The 25,902-nt window shown below is 59.1% G+C and carries 29 protein-coding genes; 28 read left to right on the top strand and 1 reads right to left on the bottom strand.

What is annotated here, in order from left to right:
- Nucleotides 1-162: 162 nt before the first annotated feature.
- Genes rluC through ACMXYJ_RS25760 form a run of 3 tightly spaced genes read left to right on the top strand, consistent with a single transcriptional unit; the run spans nucleotide 163 to nucleotide 2,788 of the window.
- Nucleotides 163-1,125 (top strand): 23S rRNA pseudouridine(955/2504/2580) synthase RluC, encoded by a 963-nt coding sequence (gene rluC / locus ACMXYJ_RS25770; RefSeq protein WP_046049069.1) that lies wholly within the window; start codon nucleotides 163-165, stop codon nucleotides 1,123-1,125.
- On the top strand, nucleotides 1,112-1,774 hold the full coding sequence (locus ACMXYJ_RS25765; protein WP_134103635.1) for an HAD-IA family hydrolase: 663 nt from the start codon (nucleotides 1,112-1,114) through the stop codon (nucleotides 1,772-1,774). The genes rluC and ACMXYJ_RS25765 overlap by 14 nt, the downstream gene beginning before the upstream one ends.
- A 24-nt stretch (nucleotides 1,775-1,798) precedes the next feature.
- Nucleotides 1,799-2,788, top strand: a complete 990-nt coding sequence (locus tag ACMXYJ_RS25760) for a S49 family peptidase (RefSeq protein WP_283181257.1) — start codon at nucleotides 1,799-1,801, stop codon at nucleotides 2,786-2,788.
- A gap of 147 nt (nucleotides 2,789-2,935) precedes the next feature.
- Here ACMXYJ_RS25760 and ACMXYJ_RS25755 read toward each other — a convergent pair whose 3' ends face one another.
- Nucleotides 2,936-3,514, bottom strand: coding sequence for a Maf family protein (locus tag ACMXYJ_RS25755; RefSeq protein WP_415757444.1), 579 nt, complete (start codon nucleotides 3,512-3,514; stop codon nucleotides 2,936-2,938).
- A 106-nt stretch (nucleotides 3,515-3,620) separates the two neighbouring features.
- Between ACMXYJ_RS25755 and ACMXYJ_RS25750 the strand changes: the two genes are divergently transcribed.
- The 25 genes from ACMXYJ_RS25750 (at nucleotide 3,621) to ACMXYJ_RS25630 (ending at nucleotide 25,710) form a co-directional block, all read left to right on the top strand.
- Nucleotides 3,621-4,148 carry a YceD family protein gene (locus tag ACMXYJ_RS25750; RefSeq protein WP_004371317.1) on the top strand — a complete coding sequence of 176 codons (528 nt, stop codon included), beginning with the start codon at nucleotides 3,621-3,623 and terminating at the stop codon, nucleotides 4,146-4,148.
- Between the two features lie 13 nt (nucleotides 4,149-4,161).
- Complete coding sequence (gene rpmF, locus ACMXYJ_RS25745; RefSeq protein ID WP_008152339.1) at nucleotides 4,162-4,344, top strand: 50S ribosomal protein L32; 183 nt, start codon at nucleotides 4,162-4,164, stop codon at nucleotides 4,342-4,344.
- 4 nt (nucleotides 4,345-4,348) lie between these two features.
- The gene (plsX, locus tag ACMXYJ_RS25740; protein WP_415757443.1) at nucleotides 4,349-5,359 is read left to right on the top strand and encodes a phosphate acyltransferase PlsX; all 1,011 of its coding nucleotides are present in this window, start codon (nucleotides 4,349-4,351) and stop codon (nucleotides 5,357-5,359) included.
- A 125-nt stretch (nucleotides 5,360-5,484) separates the two neighbouring features.
- Nucleotides 5,485-6,423 (top strand): ACP S-malonyltransferase, encoded by a 939-nt coding sequence (gene fabD / locus ACMXYJ_RS25735; protein ID WP_415757442.1) that lies wholly within the window; start codon nucleotides 5,485-5,487, stop codon nucleotides 6,421-6,423.
- A 16-nt stretch (nucleotides 6,424-6,439) separates the two neighbouring features.
- Nucleotides 6,440-7,183, top strand: a complete 744-nt coding sequence (gene fabG / locus ACMXYJ_RS25730) for a 3-oxoacyl-ACP reductase FabG (RefSeq protein ID WP_095132058.1) — start codon at nucleotides 6,440-6,442, stop codon at nucleotides 7,181-7,183.
- Between the two features lie 191 nt (nucleotides 7,184-7,374).
- Entirely contained in the window at nucleotides 7,375-7,611 is a 237-nt protein-coding gene (gene acpP / locus ACMXYJ_RS25725; protein WP_003442511.1) for an acyl carrier protein, read from the top strand.
- Nucleotides 7,612-7,720: 109 nt separating this feature from the next.
- On the top strand, nucleotides 7,721-8,965 hold the full coding sequence (gene fabF, locus ACMXYJ_RS25720) for a beta-ketoacyl-ACP synthase II (RefSeq protein ID WP_046049076.1): 1,245 nt from the start codon (nucleotides 7,721-7,723) through the stop codon (nucleotides 8,963-8,965).
- Nucleotides 8,965-9,780 (top strand): aminodeoxychorismate lyase, encoded by an 816-nt coding sequence (pabC, locus tag ACMXYJ_RS25715; protein WP_415757441.1) that lies wholly within the window; start codon nucleotides 8,965-8,967, stop codon nucleotides 9,778-9,780. Before fabF ends, pabC begins: the two co-directional genes overlap by 1 nt.
- A 3-nt stretch (nucleotides 9,781-9,783) precedes the next feature.
- Nucleotides 9,784-11,040: an endolytic transglycosylase MltG gene (gene mltG / locus ACMXYJ_RS25710; protein WP_415757440.1), complete on the top strand. Its 1,257-nt coding sequence runs from the start codon at nucleotides 9,784-9,786 to the stop codon at nucleotides 11,038-11,040.
- Between the two features lie 19 nt (nucleotides 11,041-11,059).
- On the top strand, nucleotides 11,060-11,692 hold the full coding sequence (tmk, locus tag ACMXYJ_RS25705) for a dTMP kinase (protein ID WP_415757439.1): 633 nt from the start codon (nucleotides 11,060-11,062) through the stop codon (nucleotides 11,690-11,692).
- The gene (locus tag ACMXYJ_RS25700; RefSeq protein ID WP_415757438.1) at nucleotides 11,685-12,674 is read left to right on the top strand and encodes a DNA polymerase III subunit delta'; all 990 of its coding nucleotides are present in this window, start codon (nucleotides 11,685-11,687) and stop codon (nucleotides 12,672-12,674) included. Before tmk ends, ACMXYJ_RS25700 begins: the two co-directional genes overlap by 8 nt.
- Before the next feature lie 42 nt (nucleotides 12,675-12,716).
- On the top strand, nucleotides 12,717-13,073 hold the full coding sequence (locus ACMXYJ_RS25695; RefSeq protein WP_033056958.1) for a PilZ domain-containing protein: 357 nt from the start codon (nucleotides 12,717-12,719) through the stop codon (nucleotides 13,071-13,073).
- A 14-nt stretch (nucleotides 13,074-13,087) separates the two neighbouring features.
- Nucleotides 13,088-13,873 carry a TatD family hydrolase gene (locus ACMXYJ_RS25690; RefSeq protein ID WP_150657050.1) on the top strand — a complete coding sequence of 262 codons (786 nt, stop codon included), beginning with the start codon at nucleotides 13,088-13,090 and terminating at the stop codon, nucleotides 13,871-13,873.
- 342 nt (nucleotides 13,874-14,215) lie between these two features.
- The gene (locus ACMXYJ_RS25685; protein WP_008152317.1) at nucleotides 14,216-14,854 is read left to right on the top strand and encodes a TetR/AcrR family transcriptional regulator; all 639 of its coding nucleotides are present in this window, start codon (nucleotides 14,216-14,218) and stop codon (nucleotides 14,852-14,854) included.
- A gap of 139 nt (nucleotides 14,855-14,993) precedes the next feature.
- Entirely contained in the window at nucleotides 14,994-15,962 is a 969-nt protein-coding gene (locus ACMXYJ_RS25680; RefSeq protein ID WP_415757437.1) for a GTP 3',8-cyclase MoaA, read from the top strand.
- An 87-nt stretch (nucleotides 15,963-16,049) separates the two neighbouring features.
- Nucleotides 16,050-16,658 (top strand): DUF4823 domain-containing protein, encoded by a 609-nt coding sequence (locus tag ACMXYJ_RS25675; protein WP_102614828.1) that lies wholly within the window; start codon nucleotides 16,050-16,052, stop codon nucleotides 16,656-16,658.
- A gap of 17 nt (nucleotides 16,659-16,675) precedes the next feature.
- On the top strand, nucleotides 16,676-17,236 hold the full coding sequence (locus ACMXYJ_RS25670; RefSeq protein WP_046049085.1) for a DUF1285 domain-containing protein: 561 nt from the start codon (nucleotides 16,676-16,678) through the stop codon (nucleotides 17,234-17,236).
- 142 nt (nucleotides 17,237-17,378) lie between these two features.
- Nucleotides 17,379-18,095, top strand: coding sequence for a FadR/GntR family transcriptional regulator (locus ACMXYJ_RS25665; protein WP_046049087.1), 717 nt, complete (start codon nucleotides 17,379-17,381; stop codon nucleotides 18,093-18,095).
- 25 nt (nucleotides 18,096-18,120) lie between these two features.
- Nucleotides 18,121-18,996, top strand: a complete 876-nt coding sequence (locus ACMXYJ_RS25660; RefSeq protein ID WP_415757436.1) for an SMP-30/gluconolactonase/LRE family protein — start codon at nucleotides 18,121-18,123, stop codon at nucleotides 18,994-18,996.
- A gap of 198 nt (nucleotides 18,997-19,194) precedes the next feature.
- Nucleotides 19,195-20,013, top strand: a complete 819-nt coding sequence (locus tag ACMXYJ_RS25655) for an SDR family oxidoreductase (protein ID WP_415757435.1) — start codon at nucleotides 19,195-19,197, stop codon at nucleotides 20,011-20,013.
- 122 nt (nucleotides 20,014-20,135) lie between these two features.
- Complete coding sequence (locus tag ACMXYJ_RS25650; RefSeq protein WP_076028215.1) at nucleotides 20,136-21,140, top strand: substrate-binding domain-containing protein; 1,005 nt, start codon at nucleotides 20,136-20,138, stop codon at nucleotides 21,138-21,140.
- Nucleotides 21,141-21,205: 65 nt separating this feature from the next.
- Nucleotides 21,206-22,750, top strand: coding sequence for an L-arabinose ABC transporter ATP-binding protein AraG (araG, locus tag ACMXYJ_RS25645; protein ID WP_415757434.1), 1,545 nt, complete (start codon nucleotides 21,206-21,208; stop codon nucleotides 22,748-22,750).
- A 9-nt stretch (nucleotides 22,751-22,759) separates the two neighbouring features.
- Entirely contained in the window at nucleotides 22,760-23,728 is a 969-nt protein-coding gene (gene araH, locus ACMXYJ_RS25640) for an L-arabinose ABC transporter permease AraH (protein WP_033056977.1), read from the top strand.
- A 273-nt stretch (nucleotides 23,729-24,001) separates the two neighbouring features.
- Complete coding sequence (locus tag ACMXYJ_RS25635) at nucleotides 24,002-24,715, top strand: GntR family transcriptional regulator (RefSeq protein ID WP_415757433.1); 714 nt, start codon at nucleotides 24,002-24,004, stop codon at nucleotides 24,713-24,715.
- Nucleotides 24,712-25,710, top strand: a complete 999-nt coding sequence (locus tag ACMXYJ_RS25630) for an ADP-ribosylglycohydrolase family protein (protein WP_415757432.1) — start codon at nucleotides 24,712-24,714, stop codon at nucleotides 25,708-25,710. Before ACMXYJ_RS25635 ends, ACMXYJ_RS25630 begins: the two co-directional genes overlap by 4 nt.
- Nucleotides 25,711-25,902: the final 192 nt, after the last annotated feature.

Genomic DNA, 25,902 nt, shown 5'->3' with positions numbered 1-25,902 from the left:
GCGAAAGCCCCGTAGGACGGCCTCTCGTCCTCGTGAATTGCGTTGGTCAGGGCCGGTTTTTGACCGTTAGTCCGCTGTCCAGGCCACTTTTGGCGGCGTTCGCGACTATAGCAGCAATGATTAAGTGCTTCAATTCCATAAAAAATTGTTATCATTCGCGCCATGACGACTACTGCCCCTTCGACCCCAGCCGTACAACTGCTGGAGGTCTCGCCGGAATATGCCGGCCAACGTATTGATAACTTCCTTCTCGCTCGGCTCAAAGGCGTGCCCAAGACCTTGATTTACCGCATTTTGCGCAAAGGCGAAGTGCGAGTGAACAAAGGTCGGATCAAGCCCGAATACAAGCTGCAGGCGGGCGATATCGTGCGCGTGCCGCCGGTTCGCGTGCCTGAGCGCGACGAGCCGGTGCCGCTGGCCCAAGGCCTGCTCCAGCGCCTCGAAGCCTCGATTGTCTTCGAGGACAAGGCGTTGATCGTGATCAACAAGCCTTGCGGCATCGCGGTTCATGGCGGCAGCGGCCTGACTTACGGGGTGATCGAAGCCTTTCGTCAGTTGCGTCCCGATTGCAAGGAGCTCGAGCTGGTTCACCGTCTCGACCGTGACACCTCCGGCCTGCTGATGATCGCCAAGAAACGCAGCATGCTGCGTCACTTGCACACGGCATTGCGCGGCGATGGCGTCGACAAGCGCTACATGGCGCTGGTTCGCGGCAACTGGGCGGCCTCGATCAAGCAAGTCCGTGCGTCGCTCGGCAAGAGCAACCTGCGCTCCGGCGAGCGCATGGTCGAGGTCGACGAGGAGGAGGGCAAGGAGTCCGTGACCGTGTTCAAGGTCCTGCGTCGTTTTGGCGACTTTGCCACCCTGATCGAAGCCAAGCCGATTACCGGCCGGACTCACCAGATCCGCGTCCACACCTTGCACGCCGGGCATTGCATTGCCGGCGACACCAAATACGGCGATGAAGGCTTCAGCAAAGAGATTCGTGACCTGGGCGGAAAGCGCCTATTCCTGCACGCCTACATGCTGACCGTGCCGCTGCCGGATGGTGGTGAGCTGAAGTTGCAGGCGCCGGTCGACGAGATGTGGGCCAAAACCGTGGAGCGCCTGAGTGCACCCATCTGATTACAAGCTGCTGATTTTCGATTGGGACGGCACTCTCGCCGACTCCATTGGTCGGATTGTCGAGTCGATGCATGTTGCATCCGAGCGCTCCGGTTTTCAGTTGCGCGATGATTTTGCTGTCAAAGGCATCATCGGTCTGGGGCTGCCGGAGGCGATTCGCACGTTGTATCCGCAAATCGGTGACGACGAATTGGTAGCCTTCCGTCAGCACTATGCTGATCACTACATCGCCTCGGAAGCCGTGCCTTCGCCGTTGTTCGAGGGTGTGGTCGAGTCGATGGAAGCGTTTCGCGCCGAGGGTTATCACTTGGCGGTCGCCACCGGCAAGGCGCGTCGCGGGCTGGATCGGGTGCTGAAGTCTCACGGCTGGGAAGATTATTTCGATATCACCCGCGCGGCCGACGAAACCGCCAGCAAACCCCATCCGTTGATGCTCGAGCAGATCCTCGCTCACTGCGAAGTTCGCCCGGAGCAGGCACTGATGGTGGGCGATTCGTCCTTCGACTTGCAGATGGCGCGCAATGCCGGCATGGATTCGGTGGCCGTCAGCTATGGCGCGCAATCGATCGAAGCGTTGAAATTGTTCGAGCCGGCACTGGCCATTGATCGTTTTTCAGAATTGCATGCCTGGCTGAGTCAGCGGGCTTAATAGGTTTTTGCTGGGGTAGATGTCATGACCGACGAATGGAAAGCACCCGCCAAGGCGAGCGCAGAGAGCGGTGACGAGAAAAGCTGGAAGCTGCTGGAAAAGACCCTGCTGGCCAGTGTGCAAGAGCAGCGCCGGTCCCGTCGCTGGGGGATTTTCTTCAAACTGCTGACGTTTGTTTACCTGTTTGGCGCGTTGATCCTGTTCACGCCGCTGATGGACATGGAAAAAGCGGCCACCCTCAGTGGTAACTACACCGCGCTGATCGACGTGACCGGCATGATCGCCGACAAGGAGCCAGCCAGCGCTGACAACATCGTCGGCAGCCTGCGTGCGGCGTTCGAGGACAAGAAGGTCAAAGGTGTCATCCTGCGAATCAACAGTCCGGGCGGCAGTCCGGTGCAGTCGGGTTACGTCTATGACGAGATCCGCCGTTTGCGCGGCCTGCATCCGGACACCAAGCTTTATGCGGTGATCTCTGATTTGGGCGCTTCCGGTGCTTATTACATCGCCAGTGCGGCGGATCAGATCTACGCCGACAAGGCGAGCCTAGTGGGTTCCATTGGTGTGACGGCGGCCGGTTATGGCTTTGTCGGGACGATGGAGAAGCTGGGTGTCGAGCGTCGCACTTACACGTCTGGCGAGCACAAATCGTTTCTCGATCCGTTCCAGCCGCAGAAACCTGAAGAAACTCAGTTCTGGCAGGGCGTGCTTGATACCACTCATCAGCAGTTCATCAGCAGCGTCAAGAAAGGTCGTGGCGACCGTCTCAAGGACAAGGAGCATCCGGAGCTGTTCTCCGGGTTGGTCTGGTCTGGCGAGCAGGCACTGCCGCTGGGCCTGATCGATGGTCTGGGAAATGCCAGTTCGGTGGCGCGTGACGTGATCGGCGAGAAAGAGCTGGTGGACTTCACCGTTCAGGAGTCGCCTTTCGATCGCTTCTCGAAAAAACTCGGTGCCAGCGTGGCTGAGCATCTGGCGATGTGGATGGGCTTCCAGGGGCCTTCGTTGCGCTGATTCTCCTGTCACATAAAAAAACCGGCTTTTGCCGGTTTTTTTTAAAGTCAAAAGATCGCAGCCTCGTTTCACTCGACAGCTCCTACATTGAAATGCGTATCCGTTGTAGGAGCTGTCGAGTGAAACGAGGCTGCGATCTTTTGACCTTTAAGGTATCTGCACGCCTTCGGTCAGTAACATGTCCACCAGGCGAATCAATGGCAGGCCGATCAGGCTGGTGGCGTCAGGGCCTTCGGTGCTTTGAAACAGGCTCACCCCCAAACCTTCGGCTTTGAAGCTGCCAGCGCAGTCGTAGGGCTGTTCGGCGCGCAGGTAGCGTTCGATGCGCGCGGTGTCGAGTGTGCGCATGTGTACGGTGAACGGCACGCAGTCGACCTGGCATTCACCCGTCTGGCTGTTGAGCAGTGCCAGGCCGGTGAGGAAGGTCACGCTGGCACCGCTGGAGTCCAGAAGCTGCTCGCGGGCCTTTTCGAAAGTGTGCGGTTTGCCGATAATCCGCTCGCCGAGCACCGCGACCTGATCGGAGCCAATGATCAGATGAGCGGGATGGCTGCTGACCAGTGCGCGTGCTTTTTCCTCGGCGAGGCGCTTGACCAGCTCGATGGCGGACTCGCCCGGACGATGGCTTTCGTCAATATCCGGTGAGCTGCAGATGAACGGCAGCTGCAAGCGGGCCAGCAATTCCCGGCGATAAACCGAGCTTGAAGCGAGTAATAAAGGCAGCATGCGCATCTCCAGAAGACAGGCGCGAATTCTAGCGGAGGCTTGCAAGTGACGGACAGGGCTGAATTTCCTTTGACATGGCTGGGGGCATCCCTATAATGCTGCGCCTATGTTGAATGACCCGATTCCACCTCACGTTGACCCGCGCAAATTGGCTGATCGTGGCACCACCCTTCAAGGTGAACTGCTGCTGGCCGATTTGGAGAGACTCTGCGACCCGCTTTCCGACACTGTCGGTACGGTGCAGGCTAAATTCGTTTTTGAACGAGATGAACGTAAGTCTGTGGTAATCCACAGTTTTATCGACACCGAAGTCAAAATGGTTTGCCAGCGTTGTCTTGAGCTGGTCACCCTGCCGATCCATAGCGAATGCAGTTATGCTGTGGTGAAGGAGGGTGCGAATACCCAGTCGTTGCCGAAAGGTTATGACGTGCTGGAACTGGGCGAAGATCCATTGGATCTGCAGTCACTGATCGAGGAGGAGCTTCTGCTCGCCTTGCCCATTGTGCCTGCTCATCATCCGGAAGAATGCCAGCAGCCGGCGGGTCTCGATGAGCCCGAACCGAGCGAGGACGAGGTAACGCGGTCCAACCCGTTCAGTGTATTGGCGCAGTTAAAGCGTGACCCAAACGTTTAGGAGTTAATCAATTATGGCTGTTCAGCAGAACAAAAAATCCCGCTCTGCCCGTGACATGCGTCGTTCGCACGACGCCCTGACGGCAAGCACTCTGTCTGTAGAAAAAACCACCGGTGAAATTCACCTGCGTCACCACGTATCGCCAGAAGGCGTATACCGTGGCCGTAAAGTGATCGACAAGGGCGCTGACGAGTAATCACTTGTCTGCTCAAGTCATCGCGATTGACGCAATGGGCGGGGACTTCGGTCCCCGCAGCATTGTTCAGGCCAGCCTTGCTTGTCTGTCTGCTACGCCCTCGCTGCACCTGACCCTCGTCGGTCAACCTTCCCTTCTTGAAGAATTGCTCTCTGGCCAATCGGCTGCGGATCGCTCGCGTCTGTCGATTGTTCCGGCGTCCGAAGTCATCACCATGGACGAAAAGCCTGCACAGGCCCTGCGCGGCAAGCCTGACTCGTCGATGCGCGTGGCGCTGGAGTTGCTGCGCGATGGCAAGGTCCAGGCCTGCGTCAGTGCCGGCAATACCGGTGCGCTGATGGCGTTGTCGCGGTTTGTGCTCAAGACCTTGCCGGGCATTGATCGGCCGGCGATGGTGGCGGCGATTCCGACGCAGAAGGGTTATTGCCAGTTGCTCGACCTGGGCGCCAATGTCGATTGCAGTGCCGAGCACCTGTTGCAGTTCGCCGTGATGGGGTCGGTGGCGGCGGAAACCCTGGGGATTGTTCGTCCTCGAGTGGCGCTGCTGAACATCGGTACTGAAGACATCAAGGGCAATCAGCAGGTCAAGCTGGCGGCCACCTTGTTGCAAAGTGCTCGTGGCATCAATTACATCGGTTTTGTCGAAGGTGACGGTGTGTACCGTGGCGAGGCGGATGTGGTGGTCTGTGACGGTTTTGTCGGCAATATCCTGCTTAAATCCAGCGAAGGCCTGGCGACCATGATTGCCGGGCGCATCGAAGCCTTGTTCAAGAAAAACCTTGCGTCGAAAGTGGTCGGTGCTCTGGCATTGCCGCTGATGAAGCGCTTGCAAGCTGATCTGGCGCCTGCGCGGCATAACGGAGCAAGTTTCCTTGGTTTGCAGGGAATTGTGGTGAAAAGCCATGGTTCGGCGGGGGTTCAGGGCTTCCAGAGTGCGATTCAGCGTGCCTTGATCGAGATCCAGGAAAACCTGCCGGAACGTATTCACGGTCGCCTGGAGGATTTGTTGCTTTAGGCGTTTTCGTCGGACAATGCTTAAATGTGACCGCTCAGTTCAATTTGCCATCCAACTGTCAGTTTCTTGCGTCCCCCAAGCGGGACGTCAATTCTCCGACGACAAGATCATTAGGGGCTTGTTACATGTCTGCTTCCCTCGCATTCGTCTTTCCGGGACAGGGTTCGCAGTCCCTCGGCATGCTGGCCGAGTTGGGCGCGCAACATCCGATTGTCCTCGAAACATTCAAAGAAGCTTCCGATGCTCTGGGTTACGACCTGTGGGCACTGACCCAGCAAGGGCCGGAAGAACAACTCAATCAAACCGATAAAACCCAGCCGGCCATTCTGACCGCCTCGATTGCCTTGTGGCGTCTGTGGCTGGCTGAAGGCGGCGCGCGCCCGGCTTACGTTGCCGGTCACAGCCTGGGCGAATACAGCGCCCTGGTAGCAGCGGGCAGCCTGGGCCTGGGCGACGCCGTCAAGCTGGTTGAACGCCGTGGTCAGTTGATGCAGGAAGCCGTTCCGGCCGGGCAGGGCGGCATGGCCGCGATCCTGGGGCTGGACGATGCTGATGTGCTCGCAGCCTGTGCCGAAGCGGCGCAAGGCGAAGTGGTCAGTGCGGTTAACTTCAACTCCCCTGGTCAGGTGGTCATCGCCGGTGCCAAGGCTGCGGTCGAGCGCGCCATCGAAGGCTGCAAGGCCCGTGGTGCCAAGCGCGCCCTGCCATTGCCGGTCAGCGTACCGTCCCATTGCGAGCTGATGCGTCCGGCGGCCGAGCGTTTCGCCGAGTCCATTGCTGCGATTGACTGGCAGGTTCCGCAGATTCCGGTTGTACAGAACGTCAGCGCCAATGTGCCGGCCGATCTGGACACCCTCAAGCGCGATTTGCTTGAGCAGCTCTACAAGCCTGTACGTTGGGTAGAATCGGTCCAGGCGCTGGCTGCCAAGGGCGCGACCCAACTGGTCGAATGCGGGCCGGGCAAAGTGCTTGCCGGCCTGAACAAACGCTGCGCCGATGGCGTGTCGACATCCAACCTCAATACCCCAGACGCTTTCGCTGCCGCCCGTGCAGCGTTGGCCTGAATCAGGAGAAGCTTGCATGAGTCTGCAAGGTAAAGTTGCATTGGTCACCGGCGCAAGCCGCGGTATCGGCCAGGCTATCGCCCTGGAACTGGGTCGTCAGGGCGCCATCGTCATCGGCACTGCCACCTCCGCCTCGGGCGCCGAGCGTATTGCCGCTACCCTGAAAGAAAACGGCATCCAAGGCACTGGCCTGGAACTCAATGTCACCAGCGACGAATCCGTTGCTGCGGTACTGGCGAGCATTACATCGCAGTTCGGTGCGCCGGCGATCCTGGTCAACAATGCCGGTATCACCCGCGATAATCTGATGATGCGCATGAAAAATGACGAATGGCATGACGTCGTCGATACCAACCTGAACAGTCTGTTCCGCCTGTCCAAGGGCGTTTTGCGCGGTATGACCAAAGCCCGTTGGGGACGAATTATCAGTATTGGCTCGGTAGTGGGTGCCATGGGCAACGCAGGCCAAGTAAACTACGCAGCCGCCAAGGCCGGTCTGGAAGGTTTCAGCCGTTCATTGGCGCGTGAAGTCGGTTCGCGTTCGATTACGGTAAACTCGGTGGCCCCTGGGTTCATCGACACCGATATGACCCGCGAACTGCCCGAGGCACAGCGTGAAGCCTTGCAGACGCAGATTCCGCTGGGCCGTCTGGGACAAGCTCAAGAGATCGCGTCTGTGGTCGCTTTTCTTGCATCCGACGGTGCGGCTTACGTTACTGGGGCTACAATCCCGGTGAACGGCGGGATGTACATGAGTTAAATGTGACGGATTGCTTCAAAAAAATGTCATACGAGCTGTCTAAAATCCGTTATAAAGCTGCAATCTATTTATAGGCAGAGGGTCGTCGGGTTTGAGGAGTGAAGCTTTCAGTTGAAAAACTGAAAAGTCTTTCTATACACTTACCCACTGGCCAGCTGCCTGAATTTGTCCATTAGGAGTGAAAACAAGGTATGAGCACCATCGAAGAGCGCGTCAAGAAAATCGTTGCTGAGCAACTGGGCGTTAAAGAAGAAGAAGTGGTCAACACTGCTTCCTTCGTTGAAGACCTGGGTGCCGACTCCCTTGACACCGTTGAGCTGGTGATGGCTCTGGAAGAGGAATTCGAGACCGAAATCCCTGACGAAGAAGCTGAGAAGATCACTACTGTACAAGCCGCAATCGATTACGTTACTAACCATCAGGCTTAATAGCTTGTAATCGTTGCTTGCTGTCATGGAAAAACCGCACTGCCATCACGGCGTGCGGTTTTTTCTTTAGGCCTGATGCAAAGTCGTCATTTGAAAAAAGGAGAGTGCTGTGTCGCGTAGACGCGTCGTAGTCACCGGTATGGGTATGTTGTCGCCACTGGGCACGGATGTGCCAAGCAGTTGGCAGGGCATTCTGGCTGGCCGCAGTGGCATTGGTCTGATCGAACACACCGACCTTTCTGCCTATTCCACCCGTTTTGGCGGCTCGGTAAAGGGCTTCAATGTCGAGGAATACCTGTCGGTCAAGGAAGCTCGCAAGCTCGACCTGTTTATTCAATACGGTCTGGCCGCAGGTTTTCAGGCAGTTCGTAACTCTGGTCTGGAAGTCACCGACGCCAACCGTGAGCGCATTGGCGTGGCCATGGGTTCGGGTATTGGCGGACTGACCAATATCGAAGAAACCAGCCGCACACTGCATGATTCCGGCCCACGACGGATTTCTCCGTTTTTCGTGCCTGGCTCGATCATCAATATGATTTCCGGTTTCCTGTCCATCCATCTGGGTGCACAGGGGCCTAACTACGCCATCGCCACTGCGTGTACCACCGGTACGCACTGCATCGGCATGGCGGCACGCAACATCATGTACGACGAAGCCGACGTGATGATTGCCGGCGGCGCTGAAATGGCAGCTTGCGGTCTGGGCATGGGCGGCTTCGGTGCCTCCCGCGCACTGTCGACCCGCAACGACGAACCGACCCGCGCCAGCCGTCCATGGGACAAGGGCCGTGATGGCTTCGTGCTGTCCGACGGTGCCGGCGCTCTGGTTCTGGAAGAACTGGAACACGCCAAGGCCCGTGGTGCGACGATCTACGCCGAGCTGATCGGCTTTGGCACCAGTGGCGATGCCTACCACATGACTTCGCCACCGGCCGATGGTGCAGGTGCTGCACGTTGCATCACCAACGCGCTGCGCGATGCCAAGATCAATGGCGATCAGGTTCAGTACATCAACGCCCACGGCACCTCGACGTCGGCCGGCGACCTTGCCGAGTCCCGTGCGATCAAGTCGGTATTCGGCGATCACGCTTACAAGCTGGCGGTCAGTTCGACCAAGTCCATGACCGGTCACCTGCTGGGTGCGGCGGGCGCGGTCGAGGCGATCTTCAGTGTGCTGGCGATCAATAGTCAGGTAGCACCGCCGACCATCAACCTTGATGAGCCGGACGAAGAGTGCGACCTTGATTTCGTCCCGCATACCGCGCGCAATATGGATATCGATGTGGTGTTGTCCAACTCCTTCGGGTTTGGCGGTACCAACGGCTCGCTGGTGTTCCGCCGGTTTGCTGACTGATGGACAGCTGGGTCGACGGTCAGCCGGCTGACGCTTTGTCGCTGAAGGATCGCGGCCTGGCTTACGGTGATGGTCTGTTCGAGACCATTGCCGTGCGCAACGGCGCTCCGGTGTTGCTGGATCGGCATCTGGTGCGTTTGGTCAAAGGTTGCCAACGGTTGGCGATTAATCTCGATCATGCGGCTGTCTGCACAGAGTTACTGACCTATGCCCAAGCGTTGGGCGAAGGTGTGCTCAAACTCATCATCACGCGTGGCGAAAGCGCGCGCGGTTATGCGCCCGATCCTTCGGCTCAGGCGCGCCGCATCATGCTGGGCAACCCTCCTGCGGTTTATCCTGCTGCCAATGCGGAGCAAGGCGTTCGCCTGTTCCCTTGTGCGACGCGGCTTTCCAAACAACCTCTGCTCGCCGGACTCAAGCACCTCAACCGTCTTGAGCAGGTCATCGCCCGCTCCGAATGGCAAGACACCGATCATGCCGAAGGCTTGATGCTCGATCAGGCCGGGCGCGTCATCGAAGGCGTGTTCAGCAATCTGTTCCTGATCCGCGATGGCGTACTGATCACGGCTGATTTGAAGCGCTGCGGCGTGGCTGGCGTGATGCGTGCCGAATTATTGTTTCAAGCCGAGTCATTGGGGATCCCCACGCAAATCACCGACATCACCCTCGATCAGCTGCAATGGGCTGATGAAGTCTTTGTCTGCAACAGCGTGTATGGCGTTTGGCCGGTGCGCGCCTATGCCGCACTGAGCTGGCCGGTTGGTCCGCTCACCCGTAAACTCCAAACCATTGCCCGCGCGCTACTGGATGCTTGATACGTGAGACGTAAATTCTTGCTGCTGCTGGAAACCGGATTGGTTCTGGCAGGGCTGTGTCTGGGCGCTTCCGCCTGGAAAATCCATTCGGCGCTGGAACAGCCGCTGAACATCACTCAGGAAGAGCTGCTGGACGTGCCCAAAGGCACGACACCGACCCGCACCTTCTATCGACTCGAAGCCGATGGCGTCATCAAGGATGCGTTCTGGCTGCGGGTGTATTGGCGCTTCAATCTCGCCAAACAACCGTTGCACAAGGGCGAATACCGCATGCAGCCCGGCATGACGGTCGAAGGGCTGATTGACCTGTGGAAACGTGGGGAAATGGTTCAGTACAGCCTGACCCTGGTCGAAGGCTGGAATTTTCATCAGGTCCGCGCTGCTCTGGCCAAGGATGAAAAACTCGAAAAGACCCTCGACGGTTTGAGCGATAGCGAGGTGATGGACAAACTCGGCCACGCCGGGATATTTCCGGAAGGGCGATTCTTCCCTGACACCTATCGCTTCGTGCGCGGCATGACCGATGCCGAGCTGCTGAAAAAAGCCTACGACCGCCTCGACGAAGTCCTGGCCAAAGAGTGGAGCCAGCGCGCCGCTGACGTGCCGTACACCGAACCCTATCAGGCGCTGATCATGGCCTCGCTGGTGGAGAAGGAAACCGGTGTGCCGCAGGAACGCGGGCAAATCGCTGGGGTGTTTGTACGGCGCATGGAAATGGGCATGTTGTTGCAGACTGATCCGACCGTGATCTACGGCCTCGGTGATCGCTACAACGGCAAATTGACTCGTGCCCATCTCAAGGAAGCGACGCCGTATAACACGTACATGATTTCTGGACTGCCGCCGACCCCGATCGCCATGGTCGGCCGCGAAGCGATTCATGCAGCGCTGAACCCGGTGGCGGGCAATAGCCTTTATTTCGTTGCTCGGGGTGATGGCAGTCACGTGTTCTCCGATGATCTGGATGCGCACAATAACGCTGTGCGTGAGTTCCAGATCAAGCGCCGTGCCGACTACCGCTCCAGCCCAGCGCCGACCACGGCGCCAGAGGCGACGGATCAACAGGCACCGATCCCGGCTGCATCGCCCGACACAGCCCCCGAGGCTTTGCCGCAAGTGTCGCCGCAAGAGCCGGTGCAGGAATCGTCGCCGGTGCAGCCTCAAGAAACCCCGCCGGCGCCTGCTCCAGAACCCGCTCAAGAACCCGCAGATGCACCCGCGCCCGAACCGGATGCAGCCGCGCCGCAAAGCCCGCAATGACTCTGACTAAGGACTGCCTGTGACTGGCTTGTTTATTACCCTGGAAGGCCCGGAAGGGGCCGGCAAGAGCACCAATCGCGAATTCCTGGCCGAGCGCCTGCGCGCCGCGGGTATCGAGGTCGTGCTGACTCGCGAACCAGGCGGCACGCCGTTGGCCGAGCGGATCCGTGAAGTGCTGCTGGCGCCGGTTGATGAAGTCATGAACCCCGACACCGAGTTGCTGTTGGTGTTCGCTGCGCGAGCCCAGCATCTGGCCGAGGTGATTCGTCCGGCACTGGCCCGCGGTGCGGTGGTCCTGTGTGATCGCTTTACCGATTCGACCTACGCCTATCAGGGTGGCGGTCGCGGCCTGTCGCTGGAACGCATCGCGACTCTGGAAGCCTTCGTCCAGGGCGATCTGCGCCCGGACCTGACGTTGATTTTCGATCTGCCGGTGGAAGTGGGCCTGGCCCGCGCCAGCGCTCGTGGTCGTCTGGATCGTTTCGAACTCGAAGGCCGAACCTTTTTTGATGCGGTGCGCAGTGCTTTCCTCAAGCGTGCTGAAGCGGATCCTGCGCGTTATGTGCTGGTCGATGCCGCCCAGCCGTTGGCGCAGGTTCAGCAGGCACTGGATGCCTTGCTGCCGCGCCTGCTGGAGTTGACCCGTGGCTGAAGCCTATCCGTGGCAGGACAGTCTCTGGCAGCATTTGGCCGGTCGCAAGCACCATGCCCACGCCTATCTGTTGCATGGTCCGGCCGGAATCGGCAAGCGTGCATTGGCCGAGCGCTTGATGGCCAGTTTGCTGTGCCAGCGTCCGAGCGCTGCCCACGATGCGTGCGGCGAATGTAAATCCTGTCTGTTGCTCAAGGCCGGCAGTCACCCCGACAACTACATTCTGGAACCGGAAGAAGCCGATAAGGCGATCAAGGTCGATCAGGTTCGTGATCTGGTCAGCTTCGTGGTTCAGACCGCGCAGATGGGTGGGCGCAAAGTGGTGCTGATCGAACCGGCGGAGTCGATGAACGTCAACGCCGCCAACGCCCTGCTCAAAAGTCTTGAAGAACCGTCCGGTGATACCGTGTTGCTGCTGGTCAGTCACCAGACCAGTCGTTTGCTGCCGACGATCAAGAGCCGCTGCCAGCAACAGGCTTGTCCGCTGCCGAGCGAGGCGATGAGTCTGGCGTGGTTGGAGAAGGCGTTGCCGGATTGTTCGCAAGACGAACGCGTCGAACTGCTGACCCTGGCCGCCGGTTCGCCACTGGCCGCCGTCAACTTGCAAGCCCAGGGCGTGCGCGAGCAGCGGGCGCTGGTGGTCGATGGCGTGAAAAAGCTGCTCAAGCAACAACAGTCGCCGACGCAACTGGCCGAAGGCTGGAATACGATTCCGCTGTTGCTGTTGTTCGACTGGTTCTGCGACTGGTCGAGCCTGATCCTGCGCTATCAGCTGACTCAGGACGAAGAAGGCCTGGGGCTGACGGACATGCGCAAGGTGATTCAGTACCTGGCGCAGAAAGCCGGCCAGGACAAAGTCCTGAATATTCAGGACTGGATCCTCGCCCAGCGCCAGAAAGTGATGAGCAAAGCCAACCTCAATCGGGTGTTGTTGCTGGAGGCGCTGTTGGTGCAATGGGTGGGTTTGCCTACCCAGAAGTGACCGTCTGTGCCTAGACTCTGAGCATCTGCAACGGAGGCCAGCATGAATGAACTCGTCAATCCGGGGCCGCGCAACGGCATCTTGTCCCTGACCATCAAGGACAAGTCCGTGCTGTACGCGGCCTACATGCCGTTCATCAAGAACGGGGGCCTGTTTATCCCGACCAACAAGAGCTACAAGTTGGGCGATGAGGTATTCATGCTGCTGAACCTGATGGACGAGCCGGAGAAGATTCCGGTCGCCGGCAAGGTCACCTGGATCACCCCCAAAGGTGCGCAGGGCAACCGGGCCGCCGGGGTCGGCGTACAATTCAACGATGGCGACAATACCGCGCGCAGTCGAATCGAAACCCATCTGGCCGGAGCCCTGAAGTCCGACCGTCCCACTCATACGATGTAAGTTGCAGCCCATTTATGCTCGTAGATTCCCATTGCCACCTTGATCGCCTCGACCTCGCCGCCCACGACGGCTCCCTGGATGCCGCACTGGATGCGGCCCGTCTGCGCGGGGTAGGGCACTTTCTGTGTATCGGCGTCAGCGTCGAGAATGCCGCCGACGTCAAAGCCCTGGCCGAACGTTACGACGACGTCGACTGTTCGGTTGGCGTGCATCCGCTGGATGTGCAGCCGGGCGCTGCGCCGGCGCTGGATTGGCTATTGCAGGAACTGAACCACCCGCGTGTGGTGGCGATCGGTGAAACCGGTCTGGATTACCACTACGAGCCGGAAGCGGCAGAGTTGCAGCAGGAGTCGTTTCGCCTGCATCTGCAAGCGGCGCAGCAGACGGGCAAACCGGTGATCATCCACACCCGTGGTGCCCGTGCCGATACGTTGAACCTGTTGCGCGAAGCGGCGCTGCCCCAGGCTGGCGTGCTGCATTGTTTCACCGAAGACTGGGACATGGCCAAAGCGGCACTGGACATGGGGTATTACATTTCCCTGTCCGGGATTGTCACTTTCCGCAATGCTGACGCTCTGCGTGACGTGGCCAGTAAAGTGCCGGCTGACCGATTGCTGGTGGAAACCGACTCGCCTTACCTGGCGCCGATCCCTCATCGCGGCAAGCCGAACCTGCCGCAGTACGTGCGCGACGTAGCGGAATTTCTGGCAATGTTGCGAGGTGAGCCCTACGAGCGGTTTGCCGAGCAAACCACCGAGAACTTCAAGCGACTGTTTCCGCTGGCACATGTGAAAGGTTAAATCGCAGGCAAAAAAAACCCGGGTTCTGGGGGGTGAATCCGGGTTAAGACCATTAGGAGTAAAACAAAGGCACGCGGTCCGTTGGTACCTATATCGGCGCAACACTTGGGGGAGATGTCCCGCCGACAGTTGAAGTATTGATCAGTATTGCGCCGAGTCCAGTTTACGGGTCGCGGTTTTTAAACAAATTTGGAATACGGGCGCTTCGGTTGAGTTCTCATTACTCTGCAGGAGTGGCGGAATTCATCAAGAAGCACATATATGGTCGGATGATCCGTGCATTTTTGCGCAAGTTAGGCATAATACGCGGCTTCGAATTTTGACCCCTACAGACCTTTTCTTATGCATAAAGAACCTCGTAAGGTCCGTGAGTTTCGTCGCCGCGAGCAAGAAATTCTCGATACCGCGCTCAAGCTGTTCCTCGATCAAGGTGAAGACAGTGTCACCGTCGAGATGATTGCTGATGCCGTCGGTATCGGCAAAGGCACGATCTACAAGCACTTCAAATCCAAGGCCGAGATCTATCTGCGCCTGATGCTTGATTACGAGCGCGATTTGAACGAGCTGTTGCATTCGGCCGATGTCGACAAGGACAAGGAAGCGCTGTCCCGGGCCTACTTCGAATTCCGCATGCGCGATCCACAACGCTATCGGTTGTTCGATCGCCTGGAAGAAAAGGTGGTCAAGGGCAATCAGGTGCCGGAGATGGTCGAGGAACTGCACAAGATCCGCGCCTCGAACTTCGAACGCCTGACCCTGCTGATCAAGGGCCGGATCAGCGAAGGCAAGCTTGAAGACGTCCCGCCTTACTTCCATTACTGCGCATCCTGGGCGCTGGTGCATGGCGCCGTGGCGCTGTATCACTCGCCGTTCTGGAGCAATGTGCTGGAAGATCAGGAAGGTTTCTTCCAGTTCCTGATGGACATCGGCGTGCGCATGGGCAACAAGCGCAAGCGCGATACCGACACCCCGAGCAGCTGAACCATTCAGTTGCCTTATTGCGCCATTATTTCGCTACGTGGCGCAGTACCGCAGGAATATACTCAGGCATAGGACTTGCTAAAACTTGATTTGTGAGTCAAGTTTTAGCGGTCCGAATATTCTTCCGCCGGAGTAGTCCATGATCGTTGACCGTCAAGGCAGGCGTTTTCGCAATTTGCGAATCAGTCTGACTTCAGCCTGCAATTACGCTTGTACCTACTGCGTGCCCAACGGCAAGCGGCTGGTGGCTGCGCAGGATGAATTGTCGGCCGAGGCTATGGCGCGTGGCGTGGCCTATCTGATTGAAGCAGCGGGCATCGAGCGCTTGCGCATCACCGGCGGCGAGCCGCTGGTCAGCCCCAAACTCGAAACCTTCATGACCGCTGTCGGGCAGATGGGCCTGGCGGACATCAGTCTGACCACCAACGGTCAGCTGCTGGCGAAGAAGCTGCCACTGCTGGTGAACGCCGGCATTCGTCGCATCAACGTTTCCCTCGATACCCTGGATGCCAGCGCCTTTCGCAGCATTGCCCGTGGCGGCGATCTGGCGACTGTGCTCGACGGTATGGATCAAGCCAGCGCCGCCGGCCTGAAGATCAAGGTCAATATGGTGCCGCTGCGTGGGCAGAACCTCGATCAAGTGATGCCGCTACTCGATTACTGCCTGGAGCGCGGCTATGAGCTTCGCTTCATCGAGTTGATGCGCATGGGCCACCTGGCCAGCGACTCCAATGCTTTCCTGCAACAGTTTGTCAGCCTTCAGCAGTTGCTCAGCCTGATCGGCGAGCGCTACGAATACCTTCAGGCCGATGCGCCGGTAGACGCCACCGCCGTGCGTTACCAGATTCCGGGGCAGGGCTACTTCGGCGTTATCGCCAACGAAAGCGTTCCTTTCTGCCGCACCTGTTCGCGGCTGCGTCTGTCCTCCACGGGCTGGCTGCATGGCTGCCTGTCGTCGAGCAATCGCCACTATGTCGGCGACCTGCTGGACAAGCCCCGCCATCAAGCGTTGCCCGCCTTGCAGAGACTCTTGGTGAAAGCCTTGGGCGATAAGCAGGAAGTGGCATTTTCCGGTGGCGCGACCATCATGAAAATCATCGGCGGCTAAACTCTGTTCCCGCCACACCGAGCTGGCGCGGAAGCTGCATCCCATGGCCATTCGCCGGTTTTCCGTCACCGGCCTCTGGAGGGTAGGATGCGTAGCCTGGTTTTGCTGCTGGCCGTTTTGGCGCTTGGTGGCTGCATGAATGTCAGCGATCTGGCTGAAGGGACTCGCTACCACATGAGCGACGCAGGGTTGCTCGACCATAGCGACAGCCGCCGTGTGAATAACCTGCGCATCCAACCGGACTCATTCGTCTATATCGCCCAGGGCGCCTTTGTGCCGCCAGGCAGTACTGTCTACCCACGACCTAACGTGATTGCTGAAGTCGCCTTCGATGGGTTTGTCGAATACTTCCCCATGGTCCGCCGCGCCCGTGCCCCGGAAGGTCTTGATCAAGCCATGGGTGAAGCCCGTGCCGCCGGTGCCCATTACCTGCTCTATACCCGGTTCGCCAAGTCTGATGACCGTATCGGCAACTCGGACGAGTGGCTCGATCAGGAAGCCCTGGATCGCCTCGGTATCGACGGTGGTGTCATTCAAATCATGTTGATCGAGACCAGCACCCAGTATTTGATTGATACTGCACGCATCAAGAGTCGTGGCGGTTTACTGACGTTCCACGACAAAAAGCCAGAAGACCTGATGGGCCCGCCGCTGGAACAATACGCGCGCAGCCTGCTGGGGCTCAGCGACCAGTAATTCAAAAGGAGAACGCCATGAGTGGCCCGCAAAAAGCCAACGATCTGTTGGGGCAAATCCCCAAAACCAAAGGCTTGCCGCCGGTCCACCTGTGGAACCCCGACTTCTGCGGCGACATCGACATGCGTATCGCCCGTGACGGCACCTGGTATTACCTGGGCACGCCGATCGGGCGCAAGCCGATGGTCAAGCTGTTCTCCACCATCATTCGCCGCGATGGTGACGATTACTTCCTCATTACCCCGGTCGAGAAAGTCGGCATCAAGGTCGACGATGCACCCTTCGTGGCGATTGCCGTGGAGGTCGAAGGCGAGGGAGAAACCCAGGTCCTGCGCTTCACCACCAATGTTGACGAGACCGCCGAGGCCGGCACCGAACACCCCATGCGCGTGGTGATCGACCCGGTTACGCAGGAACCGGCGCCCTACGTGCATGTGCGCACCAACCTCGAAGCCCTGATCCACCGCAACGTGTTCTACCAACTGGTGGAGCTGGCCGTCACCCGCGAGATCGACGGGCAGCGCTGGTTAGGCGTGTGGAGCGCTGGCGAGTTCTTCCCCATCGGACTTGAGCCGTAATCGATAAAAAATGTGGGAGTTTGATCGCTCCCACATTTGTTTTGTGTTGGCTCTAAAATTTCAAATTGACACTCAATCGTATGATGATTAGCGTAGATGCCCATCGCGAACGGCTTTGTGCCGTCCCTGTATCGAGGTGTCCATGTCCAGCAGTTTTCATGCGTCGACGGTCGATTGGCTGGGTTGCTGGATCGCCACCGGGCAGGTCAAGCCGGGTGAAACGCTCAAGGTCGAAGCCGACCTGGGCGAGCAACTCGGTGTCAGCCGCACCGTTATCCGTGAAGCCATCAAAACCCTGGTCGCCAAGGGCATGCTTGAAGTCGGGCCAAAGGTCGGCACGCGGGTGTTGCCGGTGCGTCGCTGGAACCTCTTCGATCCTCAAGTCGTAGGCTGGTTGTCGCGCAGTGGCTTGCCGGAAAACTTCGTCGACGACTTGCTCGACCTGCGCCGCACCATCGAGCCCATGGCCGTACGCTGGGCTTGCGAGCGCGCTACCGTCGAACAGGTTCACGCCATCCTCCAGGCCTACAACGCATTGGAGCGGGCAGTGGACAGCGGCGTCGATTACAACCGCGCCGACCAGTTCTTCCACGAGTGCATCCTCGCTGCCAGCCACAATCAATTCATCGAACAAATGGTCCCGGCCCTCGGCGCGCTGCTGGCGGTGTCGTTCGAAGTGTCCGCCGCCGACCCGGACGAATTGCGCCGCACGCTACCGATTCACAAAGACATGGCCGAGGCCATCGCCGCCCGGGATGCCGCGCGGGGTGTCTGGGCCTGCATGACCCTGATCGATAACGCCGATCTGGCCATCAAGCGCTTCTACCCGCAAGTCATGGCCGACAAAAAGGCCAGCTGACAACAATAAGAAAGCAGGAGGTTTCATGACGTGGACTGCGGTTACCGAACACCGGGCACGACTGGGTGAAGGCCCGTTCTGGGACGCGCCGACCCAGGCGCTGTATTGGGTTGATATCGCCGGTCAACAGGCGCTGCGGCTGATTGGCGCCAACGTGCAGATCTGGCAGATGCCCGAGCACGTGTCTGCCTTCATCCCCTGCGAAAGCGGCGATGCGCTGGTGACGTTGAACAGCGGCGTGTATCGACTCGATCTGGATTCCCCGGGCCTGGAGCCTCGACTGACTTTGCTCTGCGTCGCCGATCCGCAACCCGGCAATCGCGCCAATGAAGCCCGCTGCGATGCCCAGGGCCGGCTCTGGCTCGGCACGATGCAGAACAACATTGGCGAGCAGGGCGAAGACGTGCCCATCGTGCGGCGTTCCGGTGGCTTGTTTCGCATCGATCGCGATGCTCGGGTCACGCCGTTGCTTCGCGGGCTGGGCATCCCTAACACGTTGCTGTGGAGCGACGACGCGACCACCGTGTATTTCGCCGACAGCCTCGACAGCACGCTTTACCAGTACTTCATCCGCACCGACGGCAACCTCGACCCGGCCCGGGTCTGGTTCGGACCGCATGAACGCGGCGGCCCTGATGGCTCGGCGATGGATGCCGAAGGTTACATCTGGAACGCCCGTTGGGATGGCAGCTGTCTGCTCAGACTGACCCCGGACGGGCAGGTCGATCGCGTGATCGAGCTGCCCATCAGCCGCCCCACCAGTTGCGTATTCGGGGGTGAAGACCTGAAAACCCTATACATCACCAGCGCCGCGAGCCCGCTCAACGATCCGTTGGACGGCGCGTTGCTGTCGATTCGAGTCGATGTGCCCGGAAAAACCTGTACTCGGTTTGCTGGGTGAATCCCAAAATATGGGATGTAAAATTATATATTGAGATTATTTGGCGGTCGGGTTTATAGTCGGCTCCATCAGATACACGCACTCACACTTAAAAAAACAAAACAGGTGAAGTGATGCAGCGATTTTCCAAAAAGCCTTTTGACCGGACATCGACAGATGCCCGGTTTTTGTCGTGCCTTCGAAAAGGAGTCTTGATCCATGGCTGAACCTCTTTCCTTGCCACCGGTGCCCGAACCGCCGAAGGGTGAGCGCCTGAAAAACAAGGTCGTGCTGTTGACCGGCGCCGCTCAAGGTATCGGCGAGGCGATTGTCGCGACCTTCGCCTCCCAGCAGGCCAAGCTGATCATCAGCGATATCCAGGGTGAGAAAGTCGAAAAGGTCGCGACGCACTGGCGGGACAAAGGCTTCGACGTTCAGGCAATCAAGGCTGACGTTTCCAACCAACAAGACCTGCACGCCATGGCCAGACTGGCGATCGATCTGCACGGTCGCATCGATGTGCTGGTCAACTGCGCCGGGGTCAATGTGTTCCGCGATCCGCTGGAAATGACCGAGGAAGACTGGCGTCGCTGCTTCGCCATCGACCTGGACGGCGCCTGGTATGGCTGCAAAGCGGTGCTGCCGCAGATGATCGAGCAAGGCATCGGCAGCATCATCAACATCGCCTCGACCCATTCCACTCACATCATTCCCGGCTGTTTCCCGTACCCGGTGGCCAAACATGGCCTGCTCGGACTGACCCGCGCTTTGGGCATCGAATATGCGCCGAAGGGCATTCGCGTCAACGCCATCGCGCCGGGCTACATCGAAACCCAGCTGAACGTCGATTACTGGAACGGTTTTGCCGACCCGCATGCCGAACGTCAGCGCGCTTTCGATCTGCACCCGCCACGTCGCATCGGCCAGCCGATCGAAGTCGCCATGACCGCTGTTTTCCTGGCCAGCGATGAAGCGCCGTTCATCAATGCTTCGTGCATCACCATCGATGGCGGTCGCTCGGTCATGTACCACGACTGAGTCGATCAGGTTTCAGGCGCGGAACTACGCCTGAAATCCAATCATCATACGATATGACTATTAGCTGCACAGTTTGATTGGCTTTCAAATAACGCTCAAAAAAAATAACAAGGAGTCAGCTTATGAATCGTCGTCGTGGGATCCGTTCCCTGTGCTGTGCCGCTTTGGCGGTCACCGCGGTCAGCCTGAGCAGTTCGTTGCTGGCGGCCGAGGAAGTGAAGATCGGTTTTCTGGTCAAGCAGGCGGAAGAGCCCTGGTTCCAGACCGAGTGGGCATTTGCCGAAAAGGCCGGGAAAGAGAAGGGCTTCACCGTCATCAAGATCGCCGTGCCGGACGGCGAGAAAACCCTCTCGGCCATCGACAGCCTCGCCGCCAACGGTGCCAAGGGCTTCGTGATCTGCCCGCCAGACGTGTCCCTGGGACCTGCGATCATGGCCAAGGCCAAGCTCAACGGTTTGAAAGTCATCGCCGTCGATGACCGCTTCGTCGATGCCAGCGGCAAGTTCATGGAAGACGTTCCTTACCTCGGCATGGCCGCGTTCGAAGTCGGCCAGAAACAAGGCAGCGCCATGGCCACCGAAGCGAAGAAACGTGGCTGGGACTGGAAAGACACTTACGCGGTGATCAACACCTTCAACGAACTCGACACCGGCAAGAAGCGCACCGACGGTTCGGTCAAAGCGCTGGAAGACGCCGGCATGCCGAAAGACCACATCCTGTTCTCGGCACTGAAAACCCTCGACGTACCGGGCAGCATGGACGCCACCAACTCGGCGCTGGTGAAACTGCCGAGCGCGGCGAAAAACCTGATCATCGGCGGCATGAACGACAACACCGTGCTGGGCGGCGTGCGCGCCACCGAGAGCGCCGGTTTTGCCGCAGCCAATGTGATCGGCATCGGCATCAACGGCACCGATGCCATCGGCGAATTGAAGAAGGCCAACAGCGGCTTCTTCGGCTCGATGCTGCCGAGCCCGCACATCGAGGGCTACAACACCGCCAGCATGATGTACGAGTGGGTCACCACCGGCAAAGAACCGCCGAAGTACACCGCGATGGACGACGTGACGCTGATCACTCGCGAGAACTTCAAGCAGGAACTGGAAAAGATCGGCCTCTGGAACTGAGGCACGGTTGATTTCATCGGTGGCCCTGGCGACGGGGCTGCCTGATCTGTGTGAAGAGGTGGGTTATGCACGCGCAATCAAAAATACAACAACACACTGCCGGCGGCAGCTTGCGTTTCAACGGGATCGGCAAGACCTTTCCCGGGGTGAAGGCGCTGGATGGCATCAGCTTCGTCGCCCACCCGGGGCAGGTTCACGCCTTGATGGGCGAGAACGGTGCCGGCAAATCGACCCTGCTGAAAATCCTCGGCGGGGCTTACACCCCGAGCAGCGGCGACCTGCAGATCGGCGAGCAGACGAGGGTCTTCAAGTCCACCGCCGACAGCATCGGCAGTGGCGTCGCCGTGATCCATCAAGAGTTGCACCTGGTCCCGGAAATGACCGTGGCAGAGAACCTGTTCCTCGGTCATCTGCCGGCGAGTTTCGGCCTGATCAATCGCGGCGCGTTGCGGCAACAGGCATTGGCCTGCCTCAAGGGCCTGGCCGATGAAATCGATCCGCAAGAGAAAGTCGGGCGCCTGTCCCTCGGTCAGCGGCAACTGGTGGAAATCGCCAAGGCCTTGTCCCGTGGGGCGCATGTGATCGCGTTTGACGAACCGACCAGCAGCCTGTCAGCGCGGGAGATTGATCGTTTGATGGCGATCATCGGGCGCCTGCGCGACGAAGGCAAAGTGGTGCTTTACGTCTCCCACCGCATGGAAGAAGTGTTCCGCATTTGCAACGCGGTGACGGTGTTCAAGGACGGTCGCTTTGTGCGCACGTTCGAGGACATGAGCGAGCTGACTCATGATCAGTTGGTGACCTGCATGGTCGGTCGCGACATTCAGGATATCTACGATTACCGCCACCGTCAGCGTGGCGCGGTGGCGCTCAAGGTCGACGGTTTGCTGGGGCCGGGTTTGCGTGAGCCGGTGAGTTTCGAGGTGCACAAAGGCGAGATTCTCGGGCTGTTCGGTTTGGTCGGCGCCGGTCGTACCGAGCTGTTCCGCATGCTCAGTGGCCTTGAACGCAATACCGCCGGGCGCCTGGAATTGCGCGGTCATGAACTGAAGTTGCGTTCACCCCGCGATGCGATTGCCGCCGGGATTCTGCTGTGCCCTGAGGACCGCAAAAAAGAGGGCATCCTGCCGCTCGCCAGCGTCGCCGAGAACATCAACATCAGCGCCCGCGGCGCCCACTCCACTTTCGGCTGCCTGTTGCGTGGCCTGTGGGAGAAGGACAACGCCGACAAGCAGATCAAATCGCTGAAAGTGAAGACGCCCAACGCGGCGCAAAAAATCATGTACCTGTCCGGCGGCAATCAACAGAAGGCCATTCTCGGCCGCTGGCTGTCGATGCCGATGAAAGTCCTGTTGCTCGACGAACCGACTCGCGGCATCGACATCGGCGCCAAAGCCGAGATCTACCAGATCATCCACAACCTGGCCGCCAGCGGCATCGCGGTGATCGTGGTCTCCAGCGACCTGATGGAAGTGATGGGTATTTCCGACCGCATCCTGGTGCTCTGCGAAGGCGCGATGCGCGGCGAGTTGTCTCGCGCAGAGGCCAATGAATCCAACCTGCTGCAACTGGCTTTGCCGCGCCAACGCGCTGACGGCGTGGCGAACTGAGAGGTGACTATGACAATCCAAAACAACGCTTTGCCCACCCAGCGCAAACCACTGGACCTGCGGCGTTTTCTTGATGACTGGGTGATGCTGCTGGCAGCTGTCGGGATCTTCGTGCTTTGCACCTTGCTGATCGATAACTTCCTTTCGCCATTGAACATGCGCGGCCTGGGCCTGGCGATTTCGACGACGGGGATCGCCGCTTGCACCATGTTGTATTGCCTGGCGTCCGGGCATTTCGATTTGTCGGTGGGCTCGGTGATTGCCTGCGCCGGCGTGGTCGCAGCGGTGGTGATGCGCGACACCGACAGCGTGTTTCTCGGTGTGGTGGCGGCGCTGTTCATGGGACTGATCGTCGGCTTGATCAACGGCATCGTGATCGCCAAGCTGCGGGTCAATGCGTTGATTACCACGTTGGCAACCATGCAGATCGTTCGTGGCCTGGCTTACATCTTTGCCAACGGCAAAGCGGTCGGCGTGTCGCAAGAGCAGTTCTTCGTCTTCGGCAATGGCCAGTTGTTGGGTGTGCCGGTGCCGATCCTGATCACCATCGTCTGCTTCCTGTTTTTCGGCTGGCTGCTGAATTACACCACCTACGGGCGCAACACCATGGCCATCGGCGGTAACCAGGAAGCGGCGTTGCTGGCCGGGGTGAACGTTGACCGGACCAAGATCATTATCTTTGCCGTGCACGGGTTGATCGGGGCATTGGCCGGGGTGATTCTGGCGTCACGCATGACGTCCGGTCAGCCGATGATTGGCCAGGGTTTTGAGCTGACGGTGATCTCGGCGTGTGTGTTGGGCGGGGTGTCGTTGAGCGGCGGGATCGGCATGATCCGGCATGTGATTGCCGGGGTGTTGATTCTGGCGATCATTGAGAATGCGATGAACCTGAAGAATATCGATACCTTCTATCAGTATGTGATTCGCGGTTCGATCCTGTTGCTGGCTGTCGTCATTGACCGTTTGAAACAACGCTGAGATCAAGATCCACCCCTCACCCCAGCCCTCTCCCCATAGGGGAGAGGGGGAAAGGGAGCAGATCTCCACGCTTTTCAAAGCCTGAGTTCGACTCGATATTTCAGGTCGATGTCACTCGAAAGAATACCTCGGTCGGCCCCCTCGCCCCTCTGGGGAGAGGGTTGGGGTGAGGGGTGGATTCATCTGACACCACACCTCCGAACATCCCACCTCCCGTCACCTACCCAAAATATCCCTTGCCCGCCCAACCCCGTTTCGGTTATCACTTTGTACATGATTAGACAGGTACGATTTGACAAGAAACAACGGGTGGTCGACGAACTCATCCGGCGCATCGAAAGCGGCCTCATGGAGGACGGCTTTCTGCTGCCGGGCGAGCATCAATTGGCTCAAGAATTCAAAGTCAGCCGAGGCACGCTGCGTGAAGCCCTGGCTGAACTGAAACGGCGCAACTACATCGCGACGCAAAGCGGGGTGGGCTCCATCGTCACCTTCGACGGCGTGGTGCTTGATCAACGCAGCGGCTGGGCCCAGGCCCTGGCCGACAGCGGGGCGCTGATCAATACCGAAGTGCTGCGGTTGGAGGCGGTCACCCGTCCTGACCTGTTGCCGCGTTTCGGTACCGACCAATTCATCACCCTCGACCGTCGCCGTCGTTCCAACGAAGGCAAGCTGGTTTCCCTTGAACGCTCATTGATGCCTGCCACCGGAGGCCTGGAAGGCCTGCCGCGGGTCGGCCTTATCGACAACTCCCTGACCATCACCCTGGCCGCCTACGGCTATATCGGCGAGCGCGGCGATCAATGGATCGGCGCCGAACCCTTGAACGCCGAAGACGCCGAGCTGCTCGGCCGTCCGGAAGGCACGGTGTTCCTCAAGGCCTTGCGCACCACTTACGACCGGCAAAACCGCTTCATGGAGCAGGTCGAAAGCTTGCTCGACCCGGTGCATTTTCGCCTGCACCTGCAGTTTGGAGAGTCAAAGTGACCGCGCTCAATCGTGCATTGGGCGCGTTCTACGGACTGGCCCTGGGCGATGCGCTGGGCATGCCGACTCAATCCCTCAGCCGTGCAGAGATCAAGGTACGCTTCGGCGAGATCACTGACCTGGAAGACGCAGGCCCCGATCAACCGATCGCCGCCAACATGCTCAAAGGCTCGATCACCGATGACACCGAACAGGCGATTCTGGTCGGCCAATTGCTGGTAGAAGGCGAGGGCCGAATCGATCCGTCGCTGCTCGCCCAACGGTTGATCGAATGGGAAGCCGCGATGCAGGCCAAGGGCTCGCAAGACTTGCTCGGCCCTTCGACCAAACGTGCCATCGAGATGATCCTCGCCGGCCACTCGCCGGAAGAAGCGGGGCGCTACGGCACCACCAATGGCGCGGCGATGCGCATCACGCCGGTCGGAATCGCGGCGGATGTCGCCAACCCTGAGCGATTCATCAACGCTGTCGTGCAGGCTTGCCAGGTCACCCACAACACCACGCTGGGTATTTCCAGCGCGGCGGCGGTGGCGGCGGTGGTCTCGGCCGGTATCAACGGCATGGACCTGGGCGAGGCGTTGAACCTCGGCCAGCAAATCGCTCAGCAAGCTGAAAGCCGCGGTTACTGGGTGGCTGGCGGACGCATTGCCTCGCGCATCAGCTGGGCGCGAACCATCAGCGTCGACAGCGACAAGGCGTTGCTGGCGGATTTGATGTACGACGTGATCGGCACTTCGGTGGCTTCACAGGAATCGGTGGTGGTCTCGTTTGCCCTGGCCCAGCAAGTGGCCATTGGCGAAATGAACGCGTTCGAAGCGCTGTGCATGGCCGCAAGCCTTGGCGGCGACACCGACACCATCGCGGCCATTCTTGGCGCCATGCTCGGCGCCTGCCTGGGCCTTGAGAGTTGGCCGGCGGCGATGATCGACAAGGTCAAAGCCGTTAACGATCTGGAGCTGGAACCGTTGGTGAAAGGGCTCCTCGCCCTGCGCTGACAGCACTGACGCCTTCGCGAGCAAGCTCGCACACAGGTACGGCGTGTACCTGAAAACTTGCACTATCCCTATCCCTTGTGGGAGCGAGCTTGCTCGCGATAGGCGCGCCACATACTTTGATTTTCCACCACGCAATGGATCGCACGAACTTGGTCAGGACCGCCGGGATGTTGTTTCGTCTTCCGTCATTGC

Source organism: Pseudomonas arabinosi (assembly GCF_047758675.1).
Classification (GTDB): domain Bacteria; phylum Pseudomonadota; class Gammaproteobacteria; order Pseudomonadales; family Pseudomonadaceae; genus Aquipseudomonas; species Aquipseudomonas arabinosi.
Note: the sequence above shows the minus strand (reverse complement) of the source record. Positions and strands in the feature narration are given on the sequence as shown.

Excerpts from the sequence above, each read along its gene's own strand:
- ACMXYJ_RS25670 (WP_046049085.1), top strand. The coding sequence starts at position 16,676 with ATGAGTGGCCCGCAAAAAGCCAACGATCTGTTGGGGCAAATCCCCAAA.
- ACMXYJ_RS25680 (WP_415757437.1), top strand. The coding sequence starts at position 14,994 with ATGATCGTTGACCGTCAAGGCAGGCGTTTTCGCAATTTGCGAATCAGT.
- araG (WP_415757434.1), top strand. The coding sequence starts at position 21,206 with ATGCACGCGCAATCAAAAATACAACAACACACTGCCGGCGGCAGCTTG.
- ACMXYJ_RS25690 (WP_150657050.1), top strand. The coding sequence starts at position 13,088 with ATGCTCGTAGATTCCCATTGCCACCTTGATCGCCTCGACCTCGCCGCC.
- rluC (WP_046049069.1), top strand. The coding sequence starts at position 163 with ATGACGACTACTGCCCCTTCGACCCCAGCCGTACAACTGCTGGAGGTC.
- ACMXYJ_RS25755 (WP_415757444.1), bottom strand. The coding sequence starts at position 3,514 with ATGCTGCCTTTATTACTCGCTTCAAGCTCGGTTTATCGCCGGGAATTG.
- rpmF (WP_008152339.1), top strand. The coding sequence starts at position 4,162 with ATGGCTGTTCAGCAGAACAAAAAATCCCGCTCTGCCCGTGACATGCGT.
- ACMXYJ_RS25635 (WP_415757433.1), top strand. The coding sequence starts at position 24,002 with ATGATTAGACAGGTACGATTTGACAAGAAACAACGGGTGGTCGACGAA.
- ACMXYJ_RS25650 (WP_076028215.1), top strand. The coding sequence starts at position 20,136 with ATGAATCGTCGTCGTGGGATCCGTTCCCTGTGCTGTGCCGCTTTGGCG.
- ACMXYJ_RS25685 (WP_008152317.1), top strand. The coding sequence starts at position 14,216 with ATGCATAAAGAACCTCGTAAGGTCCGTGAGTTTCGTCGCCGCGAGCAA.
- araH (WP_033056977.1), top strand. The coding sequence starts at position 22,760 with ATGACAATCCAAAACAACGCTTTGCCCACCCAGCGCAAACCACTGGAC.
- fabD (WP_415757442.1), top strand. The coding sequence starts at position 5,485 with ATGTCTGCTTCCCTCGCATTCGTCTTTCCGGGACAGGGTTCGCAGTCC.
- acpP (WP_003442511.1), top strand. The coding sequence starts at position 7,375 with ATGAGCACCATCGAAGAGCGCGTCAAGAAAATCGTTGCTGAGCAACTG.
- ACMXYJ_RS25675 (WP_102614828.1), top strand. The coding sequence starts at position 16,050 with ATGCGTAGCCTGGTTTTGCTGCTGGCCGTTTTGGCGCTTGGTGGCTGC.
- ACMXYJ_RS25695 (WP_033056958.1), top strand. The coding sequence starts at position 12,717 with ATGAATGAACTCGTCAATCCGGGGCCGCGCAACGGCATCTTGTCCCTG.
- ACMXYJ_RS25665 (WP_046049087.1), top strand. The coding sequence starts at position 17,379 with ATGTCCAGCAGTTTTCATGCGTCGACGGTCGATTGGCTGGGTTGCTGG.
- ACMXYJ_RS25760 (WP_283181257.1), top strand. The coding sequence starts at position 1,799 with ATGACCGACGAATGGAAAGCACCCGCCAAGGCGAGCGCAGAGAGCGGT.
- ACMXYJ_RS25655 (WP_415757435.1), top strand. The coding sequence starts at position 19,195 with ATGGCTGAACCTCTTTCCTTGCCACCGGTGCCCGAACCGCCGAAGGGT.
- ACMXYJ_RS25750 (WP_004371317.1), top strand. The coding sequence starts at position 3,621 with ATGTTGAATGACCCGATTCCACCTCACGTTGACCCGCGCAAATTGGCT.
- pabC (WP_415757441.1), top strand. The coding sequence starts at position 8,965 with ATGGACAGCTGGGTCGACGGTCAGCCGGCTGACGCTTTGTCGCTGAAG.
- ACMXYJ_RS25660 (WP_415757436.1), top strand. The coding sequence starts at position 18,121 with ATGACGTGGACTGCGGTTACCGAACACCGGGCACGACTGGGTGAAGGC.
- fabG (WP_095132058.1), top strand. The coding sequence starts at position 6,440 with ATGAGTCTGCAAGGTAAAGTTGCATTGGTCACCGGCGCAAGCCGCGGT.